The organism is Eubacterium aggregans, assembly GCF_900107815.1.
Lineage (GTDB): Bacteria > Bacillota > Clostridia > Eubacteriales > Eubacteriaceae > Eubacterium_O > Eubacterium_O aggregans.
In genome coordinates this window covers 82,941-95,169 of the sequence record NZ_FNRK01000007.1, presented here as the reverse complement: position 1 = coordinate 95,169, position 12,229 = coordinate 82,941, and the positions used below count along the sequence as shown (strand labels likewise).

Sequence of the window (12,229 nt, the reverse complement as noted above, 5' to 3'; positions counted from 1 at the left end):
ATGTTAAAAAGAGCAATCGTAATGATTGCTCTGTCATCGCTATGATACATTCGCTTTTGTTGCCTGTGCTTCTTCATCCTTTCGGATAATGATGGGTTCAGCAGTCTTATCTACCACTGCCTTGGTTATGATGACCTTTTCCACCCCTTCTTCGGACGGAATGTCGAACATGATGTCCGTCATCAGATCTTCAATAATTCCCCGCAGACCCCGGGCCCCGGTTTTATTGTCCAAGGCCCTTTTGGCAATGGATACCAATGCATCAGGTTCAAACTCCAGGACAACCCCTTCAATAGCAAACATCTTTTGATATTGCTTCACTAAGGCGTTCCTTGGCTCCGTCAAAATCGTAATCAATGCTTCTTCATCCAGATGCTTTAAGGTGGCAATGACCGGAATCCGACCGATGAATTCGGGAATTAGACCATATTTCAAGAGATCCTGAGGCTCCACCTTTTGAAGCATGGCATCCTTTTCCTTTTCCTGGGTGGTCTTTACCGTAGCACCAAAGCCCATAGATCCCTTTTCAAGGCGCTTTTCAATGACACCCTCCATCCCATCAAAGGCTCCGCCACAGATGAACAAAATACCGGAGGTATCGATTTGGATGAATTCCTGGTGGGGGTGCTTCCGTCCGCCCTGGGGCGGCACATTAGCCACAGTCCCCTCTAGTATTTTAAGGAGGGCTTGCTGGACCCCCTCTCCACTCACATCCCGGGTGATGGATGGGTTATCGCTTTTCCGGGCAATCTTGTCGATTTCGTCAATGTAGATAATGCCCTGCTGGGCCCGATCCACATCCATATCCGCTGCCTGGAGAAGCTTGAGGAGTATATTTTCCACATCTTCGCCCACATAACCTGCCTCGGTCAGGGAAGTGGCATCCGCAATGGCGAAGGGCACCTCCAAAATCCGGGCCAGGGTCTGGGCCAGAAGGGTTTTTCCAGAGCCCGTTGGGCCGATGAGCATGATATTGCTTTTTTGCAGCTCCACATCATCGTCCCCCTGGACTTCTGAGTTAATGCGTTTGTAATGATTATATACCGCCACCGCCAGAGCTTTTTTAGCATCGTCCTGGGCAATAACATAGGCATCCAGGCAATCTTTGATTTCCCTGGGTACGGGTACATCCTCATAGGTAATGGCTACCGGTTCTTCTTCACTGCTGATGATTTCTTCGCATAGGGCGACGCATTCATCACAAATGTAGACCCCGGGCCCGGCGACCATGCGCTTCACCTGGGATTGGTTTTTTCCACAGAAGGAGCAGGTCACCTGGTTGATTCCATCATTAAATTCTGACATGATAATCCCTCGCTTCTATCGTGAGGCGATGACTTCATCGATGAGGCCATAGGCCTTTGCTTCGTCAGCGGTCATAAAGTTATCACGGTCCGTATCCCTGGCAATGACATCCAGGGGTTGTCCCGTGTTCGCACTCAGGATTCGGTTTAATTTCTCGCGTGTCTGCACCAAATGCTTGGCGTGAATTTCCACATCCACACTTTGGCCCTGGGCGCCGCCCAGGGGCTGATGGATCATCACCTCGCTGTTAGGCAGCGCCAAGCGGCGACCGACGGCCCCCGATGAGAGCAAAAATGCCCCCATGGATGCCGCCATTCCTACACAAAGGGTTGATACATCACATTTGATGAAATTCATAGTATCGTAGATGGCAAAGCCTGCCGTAACCGAGCCTCCGGGACTATTGATATACATGGATATCTCCTGATCCGGATTTTCAGCCTCCAGGAAGATCAGCTGGGCAACCACTAAGCTTGCTGTGGCATCGTTAATCTCACCATCCAGGAAGACGATGCGTTCTTTAAGCAGACGGGAATAAATATCGAAGGAGCGTTCTCCCCGACCGGTCTGCTCAATGACCATTGGAACCAGATTCATATCCATCGTCCTTCCTGATTATTTCTGTACTGCAGCGTCAACCAGGAAGTCTACGGTCTTTTTCCGTTTGATGTTAGCATCCAAGTATTCGCGCATTCTGTCGTCCACGGTTTCTTTATAGGCTTCAAATTCATGGTTGAAGGCATCGGCATAGACTTTAATTTCTGCATCCATTTCTTCTTCCGTCACGGCCATCTCTTCAGCTTCAGCAATATCTGCCAAGACTAATTCCATCTTGATGTTCTTTTCGGCATCTGGTTTCATGTTTTCCCGGAAATCTTCACGGCTGCTTCCAGTGAATTTAAAGTAGTCGTCCAAGGAAATTCCCTGGGCCTTCATCTGCTGTTCCATGCTTTCCATGCTACGATCCACTTCTTCTTCGATCATCAGGTCTGGCACTTCCAGCTCTGCATTTTCGATGGCAAATTCAATAACCGCTCTTTCGGCGTCGGCGCGAAGGGCACGGGTCTTTTCTTCTTTTAACTTTTCAGAAATATCGGCCTTCAGCTCATCTAAGGTATCAAATTCGCTGACATCTTTGGCAAATTCATCATCCAGTACGGGTAATTCTTTTACCTGAACTTCCTTTACTAAGACTTTAAAAATGGCATCCTTACCCGCCAGATTATCCGCATGGTATTCTTCTGGGAAGGTTACCTTAACATCTACGGCATCATCCTTTTTAGCCCCGACTAATTGATCTTCAAAACCTGGGATAAAGGTGTTGCTGCCCAGCTCTAAGCTATGGCCTTCGTCCTTACCGCCAATGAAAGGCTCGTCATCCACAAAGCCTTCGTAATCAATGACGACCGTGTCCCCTAATTTAGCGGCTGCTTCATCATCAGAAATGATCCGGGCGTTTTGGTTTTGCATTTCTGCAAGCTTAGCGGCAATATCTTCTTCGGTCATTTCGGGCTCAAGTTTATTGATTTCAGCCCCTTTATAGTCCTTAAGGGTAACTTCCGGTTTAATCCCTACTTTGACGATAAAGATTGCCCCTTCTGCTTCGTCCACCTTTTCTACCTTTTCAAGGGTCGGCCGGGTCACGGCTTCAATTTTGGTTTCTTCCAAGGCATCCTTGTAGGCCCCTGGGAAAGCAAAATCAATGGCATCTTCGACAAAGACACCTTTGCCATAGTGGGCTTCGATAATCTTCCGGGGTGCTTTACCCTTTCTGAAGCCCTGAATTGAAAAATATTTCTTATTCTTTTGATAAGCCTGATTAATTGCTGCTGTAAAATCTTCAGCAGCAATGGTTAATTCCATGGTAACGACATTCTTTTCCGTTCCTAAAATCTTTGCGCTCATTGTATCCTCCAACACTCTATATATATTCTTTCTCAATTTGTTCAGTATAACATAGTGAAAAATTTGAATCAAGGGTTTTACCCTGGCTTCATAAGTTTTCCCACAGAATCGATGCATAAAACGAGCCTGGGTAAAAACCCAGGCTCATCACATTATCCACCTAAATAAGCGGACTGTACTTCATCATTTGTCATTAATTCCTGGGCATCGCCGGAAAGCTTGATCTTTCCCGTTTCCAGTACATAGGCCCGATTGGCAATACGCAGGGCCTTTTTAGCATTTTGCTCCACCAGAAGCACGGTCACGCCAGCATTATTGATGGTTTGGATCATGCTGAAAATTTCATCTACCAATATGGGAGCTAACCCCATAGAGGGCTCATCCAATAGAATCATCTTTGGCTTGGTCATCAGTGCCCGGCCCATGGCCAGCATCTGCTGTTCCCCACCGCTCAGGGTACCAGCCACTTGCTTGGCTCGTTCCTTAAGCCTTGGGAAATAGGTATATACCATTTCCATGTCTGAAGCAATCTCCCGTTTATCCTTTCGGATAAAGGCTCCCATCATCAGGTTTTCATAAACGGACATTTCGGCAAAAACCTGACGTCCTTCTGGGACATGGGCCATTCCCAAATCCGGAATCTGAAAGGCCTTCACCTTGGTAATGTCCTCTCCATTAAATGAGATGACACCACTTTCCGGTCTAAGCAAACCCGAAACAGTTTTAAGGGTCGTGGTCTTTCCGGCACCGTTGGCTCCGATGAGGGTCACAATTTCTCCATCATTCACCTCAAAATCAATGCCCTTGATGGCATGGATTTTACCATAGTATACATTTAAATCTTTAACCTTTAACATGGCATCCTCCTTCCATCAATCGCCTAAATAGGCTCGGATAACATCCGGATTAACTTTAATTTCATCCGGCGTTCCCTCTGCAATGGTCTTTCCATAGTCCACCACCAGAATCCGTTCACAGATTCCCATGACAAGCTGCATGTCATGCTCAATGAGGAGTACCGTGATATCGAATTTTTCCCGGATGAAATGGATGGTCTCCATGAGCTCTGCGGTTTCATTGGGATTCATCCCAGCAGCGGGTTCATCCAGCATCAACACCTTGGGGTTTGAGGCCAATGCCCGGGCAATTTCCAGCTTACGCTGCTGTCCATAGGGCAGGTTTTTTGCCTTGGTCTGCTCATATTCCCCCATATCGAAAATATCAAGCAGCTTCCGGCACTCGTCGTAGGCCCGCTTTTCTTCCTTCCAGAATTTAGGCAAACGGAACATCCCTTGGGCCAGATTATATTTGATAAAATTATTATAAGCGATCTCCACATTTTCAATGGTAGTCAGATCTTTAAAGAGACGAATATTCTGGAATGTCCGGGCAGCACCCATGGCCACTACCTGATGAGGATTTTTCTTCAGAATACTCTTCCCCTCGATGAGGACATCCCCTTCGGTAGGCTCATACACTCCAGTCAGGGTATTAAAGATGGTGGTTTTTCCGGCCCCATTAGGTCCAATCAAACCCACTAGCTCATTATTTCCAAGCGAGAGGTTAAAGTGGTCCACCGCTGTCAGACCACCAAAACGCATGGTTACATCTTTCGCTTCTAAAACAGCCATTACATGTCACCCCCATCTAGTGAATCACTGGTTTTACGCCGCTTATCCATGAGCCCTTCAATAAACCGGGTCAGGGAGAATTCATAACGGCCGAGCATTCCTTGAGGTCTGAAAATCATCATAATGATAAGGGCCAAAGAGTATACCAGAAGCCGATATTCCGAAAATTGACGCAGAAGCTCCGGAAGTACTGTCAAAACGATGGCCGACAAAATGGAGCCCGTCAAGCTTCCTAGCCCCCCCAGGACCACAATCACGAACATTTCAATGGAAAACATAAACTGAAATTTACTGGGGTCCAGATACCCCTGATAGTGGGCATATAAAGAGCCACCAATTCCTGCAAAGAAGGAGGAAATGGTAAAGGCCAGAACCTTCACTTTGGTGGTGGGAATCCCTGCCGCTTCCGCCGCAATTTCATCCTCCCGAATGGACATGATGGCCCGTCCATAGCGGGAACGCCCCAGTGTGAAAATAAGCACCGCAACGATGATCATCACCCAATACACTGAGCCCAGACCCGCCAAACGCGGAATCCCTTTGAGGCCCTGGGCACCACCAGTGGGTTCGAAGTTGACAAAAAAGATTCGGATGATTTCAGCAAACCCAATGGTTACAATCCCCAAATAGTCACCCCTAAGCCGCAGACTGGGTGTCCCGATGAGGATCCCTACAGCACCAGCTGCTGCACCCCCGACCAGGGATGAGATAATGAGTAGAATAAGTCGTGGAAATTCTGGCACTGCGCCGGTGACGGCCAAGCTGACGCTGGCCCCTACATAAGCGCCAATAGCCATAAACCCTGCGTGACCCAAGGCCATTTCGCCCAAAAAGCCCGCAACAATATTCAGGCTCAAAGCCATGATAATCATGATGCAGGTCAGAATAACAATACCACTAAAATAAGTAGAGACAATTTTAAAAGTAATCAGCGAATAAATGATAGCAAAAATAGCAAGAATGGCGATAGAATTGACAATATAGGACTTCTTGATGTTCTTTGACATTTCTTACACCTTCTCTTTCATGTTTTTACCTAGGATTCCCGTCGGCTTAAACAGTAGTACCAGGATCAGCACACCAAAAACAATGGCATCTGCCCAGGTTGAGGATAAATAGGCTTTGGTCATGGTTTCCACCATCCCAATGATAAAACCACCCAGCATGGCACCAGGTACGCTTCCGATCCCCCCCAAAACAGCGGCAACAAAGGCTTTAAGCCCAGGCATAGTCCCCATTGTGGGTTCGATAATCGTGTAGGCCGTACTGTACAAAATCCCCCCAAGAGCCCCTAAAGCAGAACCAATCAGGAACGTAATGGAAATGGTTCGGTCCACATTAATCCCCATGAGTACTGCCGCATCTTGGTTTTCAGAAACAGCACGCATGGCACGTCCCTGCTTCGTCTGATTGATAAAAATTTCAAGCAAAACCATAAAAACCACTGAAAGCCCGATGGTGATCAGGGTAATAGAGCTAATTTCCACGCCACCCACATTAAAAACAACTTGGGGGAATATTTTCGGCATAACCTTAGGATCGGCACCAAAAATAGCAAGAGCCAGATTCTGAAGGAACATGCTCACACCAATGGCTGTGATCAACGCGGATAAACGCGGTGCATTCCGCAAAGGTCGATAAGCGATAAATTCGATGGCGACTCCCATCACCGCCGTCAATACCATAGAGAATAGAATAACCGCCCAAAAGGGCCAGTTTAAGGTTGCCGCAGCAATAAATGCAAAATACGCACCAAACATCATGATTTCGCCATGGGCGAAGTTAATGAGCTTCAGGATTCCATACACCAATGTATAGCCAATGGCAATAAGGGCGTAAATACTTCCTGAATTCAATCCATTGATGAATTGCTGCAAAAACATATTCATATAGGATAACCTCCTGTTTCTAAAAAAAGATATAGAAGAGCCGAAGCCCTTCTATATCCGACTTTTTCTCATTTAATTCTTGGGCAAAATCAGTCGCCGGTAACAGTGGTGACGTATTTTAATTGGCCATTTTCAATTTTGATGATGGTGATTTCTTTACCCTTGGGGTTACCATTTTCATCAAAAGAGAATTTCCCGGTTACACCATCGTAGGTCATTTCTTTTAATGCTTTAATAACGGCTTCCTTATCTGTGCTGCCTGCATTTTCAATGGCCTTGACCATGCAATCCATGGCATCATAGCCTAATGCAGCAAAGGAGTTTGCAGCTTTACTGTATTTGTCTTTGTATGCAGTGATAAACTTCTGAACTGATTCTTTAGGAGAATCGGCAGCATAATGGTTTGCAAAATATTGGCCTTCTGCTGCTTCTGCATATTCTTCCTGGACACTGTCCCAACCGTCCCCACCAACAAAGGTTGCGGTAATTCCCATTTCCTTTGCTTTTTGGAGAATTGGACCAACGGTTGAATAGTAATCTGGTACGTACACAATTTCAGGATTCAGCTGTTTGATTTTGGTCAACTGCGCACTGTAATCATTGTCTTTATCCGAATAGGATTCAGTCCCGAGGATTTTGCCGCCTTTACTTTCAAAAGTCTTGGTAAAGGCAGAAGCTAAACCTTCGGAGTAGGCATTCCCTTTACAGACCAGAATAGCGGCATTCTTGGCTCCTAAGACGTCTGCTGCATAGTTCGCTCCGGCATTTCCCTGATAAGCATCAAGGTAGCAAACCCGAAAGCTGTTATCCGCCCCTACTGTAACATCGTCAGCCGTAGCTGTCGGTGATAGGATTGGCATATTATCTTCCTTCGCTAAATCCTTGATGGCAAGGGCTTCTCCCGAAAGAACCGGTCCAACAATGGCAACAACGCCATCATTATCACGCAGTCGATTATAGGCATTGACAGCTTCGGTAGCATCGCCTTTGGTATCATAGGAAACTAATTCAATCTTCTTTCCTAAAACACCACCAGCTTCGTTGATTTGATCAACAGCCAATTCAATCCCGTTTTTAGCCGCATTACCATAGCTGGCAGTATCACCAGTGTAAGGGCCAAGTGTTCCAATTTTGATGACATCATCAGAACTGGATGATCCGCCGCCGCAACCACTTAAAGCAAATACGGACAAACAGAGCATCACTACCATAGCTAAGCTGATTACTCTTTTTTTCATATATTCCTTCCTCCCATGAAGTTAATTTAAGGTAATTTTAATATAATCTCACTGGAATATCAAGGAATATCTTCAAATTGTATACATTATTTTTTAAATTCTTTATTTTCACGTTTATAGGTATCACAATAAGCGTTCAAAACACAACTCTCACACTTTGGGTTTCGCGCAGTACATACCTTTCGTCCGTGCCAAATAATCCAGTGATGGGCTCGGGACCAGTAGGCCTTGGGGATATTCTTCATCAGAGAATTCTCTACCTGCAGCACATTATTCCCTTTTGCTAAGCCAATCCGCCGGGATACCCGAAAAACATGGGTATCTACCGCGATGGCCGGAATATCGAAGGCATTGCTCATCACTACATTGGCGGTTTTCCTGCCAACTCCCGGAAGGGCAGTCAGCTCTTCCATGGTGCGAGGAACAATCCCCCCATGCTCCGCCAATAAGAGGTGGCAGGTCAGCAGAATATTTTTTGCCTTTGTATTCGCCAATCCACAGGTTTTAATTTTTTCCTTCAATTGTCCTTCATTTAAGGTGAGCAAGGCTTCGGGAGTATTGTATTCTTTAAAAAGCTCGGCTGTCACCAGATTAACCCGAACATCAGTACACTGGGCTGACAGCATGGTGGCGATGAGAAGTTCAAAAGGGGTCTGATAATCTAACCCACAGACTTGATCCCCATAAACTTCTCCCAAAACTTCGATGACCTTCATCCGTGTTTCTTTATTCATTATCTGCCTCAAACAGGATCAGGGCCATCACCTCCAGGTCTCCCTGATCGATATTTCGGATGGAATGGGATCCTCCGTCTTTCGTAATCATGACATCTCCCTCAGACAAGGTGCAGGATACACCATCATCCATCCCTTGGGCGTTCCCCTTTAGAATATAATAAATTTCCCGTTCATGGATATGATCGTGATTTCCAACAGAATGACCCGGTGGCACAATCATTTTGGCGTATAGGCGTCCGGCACCACACATTTCATTTTCTGGCAATACATGCTCAATAATGACATTACCCACACCGCCGCGCATTTCCTGTCGCTCTTCAATTTTTTTGTCAGCTTTTTGAATAATCATGGAAATAACCTCCTGTTGTTTTAACCCATTATAACATAAAGCCCCCGGTCTTTTTAGACCGAGGGCTTTATTTAATCTTTTTACTGTGCGACAAGAACATCCTCATTAATCAGAGTCCGGACATAGGTCCCATAGATTCCTGCCGGAATATAACTCCCACTTCCAATGGGGGTGTTGTCTGGTGCACCGCACCATACCGAGCTTGAAATATTTGCAGTCATCCCATTGAACCACAGATCTACTTCGTTATCCGTTGTCCCCGTTTTACCGGCGGTGGGCAGTGCATTCGCCGCACTGGTTCCCGTCCCGCTGGTAACAACCTGCTGGAGAATGCTCCACATGGTGCTGGCCGTATTGGAACTCATTACCTGGTGCGTATCCAGCTTGAACTGGCTCTTATCAAATACCTGATCGCCATTTGTCTTTTGAATCTGAACCACAAAGTAAGGCTCATTGTAAACACCGTTATTATTAAACACATTAAAGGCTGCTGCCATTTCAAGGGGCTTGATCCCATTGGTCATCCCTCCTAAGGCTGTGGACAGGTTATAGTCATCATCTACAATCGTACTAATTCCAAATCCCTTAATCCATTGGATAGCATTATCAACCCCCATGGCATCGAAGGCTTTAACCGCCGGAATATTCTTTGATTGAATCAGCGCCTGACGATAGGTCATTGCTCCGCTGTAGCTGTTGCCATAATTCTGTGGCGACCAACCGCCAAAGGTGGTCCGTTCATCCATTACCGTCGTATCCGGTGTAATAACACCCTGTTCAAAGGCACCACTATAATACAGTGGCTTAATACCTGAACCAGGCTGACGGGCAGAATTTGCCATATCGACATCCGTATTCCCGCCATAGTAGGCCCGCACAGAACCATCGAGGTCAACGGTAACCAGAGCCCCCGTAAATTCATCGCCATAACCGGCTTTGGATAAACCAGAGGTCACCGCATTAATGGCAGAGTTCTGATAACGGGTATCGATGGTTGTGTAAATCTTATAACCACCACTGGCAATATTCGTCCGAATATATTCAACCGCTGCATCCTCACTGAGTCCTTGCTCCTTCATAATCTTAGGCGCCTGACTCAAGGCATACTCCTGGAGGGCTTTATTGACAAAGGCCTCATACCCTGGAGTGATCTGGTTGTTCAGCTCATCCGCAGACCAAGGCACAATGGTAATTTCGGTTGCATAGGCTTCATCTGCCTGCTGTTGGGTAATATATTTTTCCGACACCATTCGATCAAGAACAACTTTCTGACGAGCCTTTGCTGCTTCAAAATCACTATTTGGTGCATAGGCAGATGGTGCCTGAGGCAATCCCGCCAGCATAGCACATTCCGCTAAATTACACTCGGCCACCGTCTTGCCAAAATAGGTCTCAGCGGCTTCCTCCACACCATAGGCAGAAGACCCAAAGTAGTATTCATTGAGATACATTTCCATAATCTGGTCTTTGGAATATTTTTCTTCCAATTGCCAGGCAATGGATATTTCTTTGAATTTTCGGTTAACTGAATCAGAAAAGGTTTGTTCTGACCCAATATCCGGCAAATATAAAAGTCTGGCAAGCTGCTGGGTAATCGTACTCGCTCCTTGTCCAGTGGCACTTCTGCTGACAAGGTTCCCCAATAGTGAACGGACAATCCCAAAGAAGTCCACGCCATTATGGGTATAAAAACGGGAATCCTCTGTCGCCACCAACGCATTCCTTAAATCTTGGGGGACTTGATCTAAGCTAACATAGCTCTGATTTTTTGAGAAAATTTCCGCAATGACCACATTGTCTGAAGAAATAATCTGGGTTTTTTCTTTTGTCGTATAGGTATCACTTGAAATGTCTACACGATTCGCCTGATATAGTGCAAATACAGTGGCACATCCGGCAATACAAAGAATGCCTAACACGATCAACACAATCTGCCAAGGTCGGAGTTTTGCCTTATTTTTTTTAGGCAATCCTCGTTGCGGTGAGCCTTTGCCCCCAGTTGTCTTCTTCCTTTTTGGCAATCCTTTTGCCATTGTGTCCTTCACCCCTTCTTTTTTTTCCGTCTCTATCTTCTTAGATTGACTCTCTTCAGTCCCTGCTTCAACCTGCTTAGGGGAATCGTTCTCCTGAAGACCATTTTTCTTTTCTTCGTTACTCATGTTTCCACCTTTTTTAATTTTTTCGTATCTTTTCCCAAAGTTCCTGCATATCATTTTTAAAACCTGCCCGAAGATGGACCACCCCAGCTTTCGGCAGTGTTACACACATTTCTGTTGAATGAAGCGCCTGGCGCTCCATTCCATAAGTCGGCAGTCCTTCCACCCGATACATGCTATCCCCAATAATGGGATGGCCAACATGGGTTAAATGAACTCTGATTTGATGGGTCCGCCCCGTCTCCAGCTGCAGTCTTAACAGACTGGCTTCATTGTATTCCTCAATCACCTCATAATGGGTGATGCAGGGTTTTCCGGTCTCCAGAACCTGACGCTTAATGCTCTCTTCGGATATTCGCCCAATGGGGAAAGTAATGGTTCCACACTTCTCCTTTAACCGTCCGTGTACAAAGGCCATATAAATCTTTGTGGCTTTCTGACACATTTTCTCAGACTGAACAAAATGATGGACATAATTATTCTTCGCAATCAGAACGATCCCGGAAGTATCCATATCCAAGCGATTAATAAAGCGAACTTTTGCGTTTTGACCCGTCGATTTAAAATAATGGGCCACAAAATTACCAAGGGTATCTTCCTGATGCCTCTTCGTAGGATGGGTCACACATCCTGCATCTTTATTAACCCCCAACACCTCATCATCCTCATAGATGATATCAAGGGCCCCCAAAACGGGCAAAACATCAACCGATTCTTCCGGCATCATGACTTCGATACGATCACCAGTCGTCACTGTATCACACAGCCAGCAATCTTTACCGTTGATGGTCACGCCCCCAAGGCGCTTAATCCGCCTTAAAAGCCGGCTGGAATAGCCGAAATCCCTGACCAACAATCGATTTAACGGGACAGGTTCCATCTCTCCGATGCAATATTGATAATGATTGATTCCAGATGGTTCGATGGGACACTCCTCCATTTCCAAGCTTATCTTTACAATTTTATTTCAAACAGCATTGATTTTCAATGGCTATTTCAAAAAACTCGAATTAATTATA

General features: G+C 45.9%; 12 protein-coding genes. All 12 read right to left on the bottom strand.

Going from position 1 to position 12,229, the window contains the following annotated elements; all coding sequences use genetic code 11:
- Positions 1-39: 39 nt before the first annotated feature.
- Entirely contained in the window at positions 40-1,305 is a 1,266-nt protein-coding gene (gene clpX, locus BLW33_RS05635; RefSeq protein WP_090306188.1) for an ATP-dependent Clp protease ATP-binding subunit ClpX, read from the bottom strand.
- A 15-nt stretch (positions 1,306-1,320) separates the two neighbouring features.
- Positions 1,321-1,902 (bottom strand): ATP-dependent Clp endopeptidase proteolytic subunit ClpP, encoded by a 582-nt coding sequence (gene clpP / locus BLW33_RS05630; RefSeq protein ID WP_090306292.1) that lies wholly within the window; start codon positions 1,900-1,902, stop codon positions 1,321-1,323.
- A gap of 18 nt (positions 1,903-1,920) precedes the next feature.
- Positions 1,921-3,210 carry a trigger factor gene (gene tig / locus BLW33_RS05625; RefSeq protein ID WP_090306186.1) on the bottom strand — a complete coding sequence of 430 codons (1,290 nt, stop codon included), beginning with the start codon at positions 3,208-3,210 and terminating at the stop codon, positions 1,921-1,923.
- Between the two features lie 152 nt (positions 3,211-3,362).
- Positions 3,363-4,067, bottom strand: a complete 705-nt coding sequence (locus BLW33_RS05620) for an ABC transporter ATP-binding protein (RefSeq protein WP_090243724.1) — start codon at positions 4,065-4,067, stop codon at positions 3,363-3,365.
- A gap of 15 nt (positions 4,068-4,082) precedes the next feature.
- Positions 4,083-4,841: an ABC transporter ATP-binding protein gene (locus tag BLW33_RS05615; protein ID WP_090243722.1), complete on the bottom strand. Its 759-nt coding sequence runs from the start codon at positions 4,839-4,841 to the stop codon at positions 4,083-4,085.
- Positions 4,841-5,848, bottom strand: a complete 1,008-nt coding sequence (locus tag BLW33_RS05610; protein ID WP_090306184.1) for a branched-chain amino acid ABC transporter permease — start codon at positions 5,846-5,848, stop codon at positions 4,841-4,843. The genes BLW33_RS05615 and BLW33_RS05610 overlap by 1 nt, the downstream gene beginning before the upstream one ends.
- A gap of 3 nt (positions 5,849-5,851) precedes the next feature.
- A complete protein-coding gene (locus BLW33_RS05605) occupies positions 5,852-6,730 on the bottom strand; it encodes a branched-chain amino acid ABC transporter permease (RefSeq protein ID WP_090243718.1) in 879 nt (292 codons plus the stop codon).
- Positions 6,731-6,819: 89 nt separating this feature from the next.
- Entirely contained in the window at positions 6,820-7,968 is a 1,149-nt protein-coding gene (locus BLW33_RS05600; RefSeq protein ID WP_090306183.1) for an ABC transporter substrate-binding protein, read from the bottom strand.
- Between the two features lie 86 nt (positions 7,969-8,054).
- Entirely contained in the window at positions 8,055-8,702 is a 648-nt protein-coding gene (gene nth / locus BLW33_RS05595; protein ID WP_090306181.1) for an endonuclease III, read from the bottom strand.
- Positions 8,695-9,054, bottom strand: a complete 360-nt coding sequence (locus BLW33_RS05590) for a cupin domain-containing protein (protein WP_090306179.1) — start codon at positions 9,052-9,054, stop codon at positions 8,695-8,697. Before BLW33_RS05590 ends, nth begins: the two co-directional genes overlap by 8 nt.
- Before the next feature lie 80 nt (positions 9,055-9,134).
- Positions 9,135-11,213, bottom strand: a complete 2,079-nt coding sequence (locus BLW33_RS05585) for a transglycosylase domain-containing protein (RefSeq protein ID WP_242911601.1) — start codon at positions 11,211-11,213, stop codon at positions 9,135-9,137.
- Between the two features lie 13 nt (positions 11,214-11,226).
- Entirely contained in the window at positions 11,227-12,150 is a 924-nt protein-coding gene (locus BLW33_RS05580) for an RluA family pseudouridine synthase (RefSeq protein WP_176966636.1), read from the bottom strand.
- Positions 12,151-12,229: the final 79 nt, after the last annotated feature.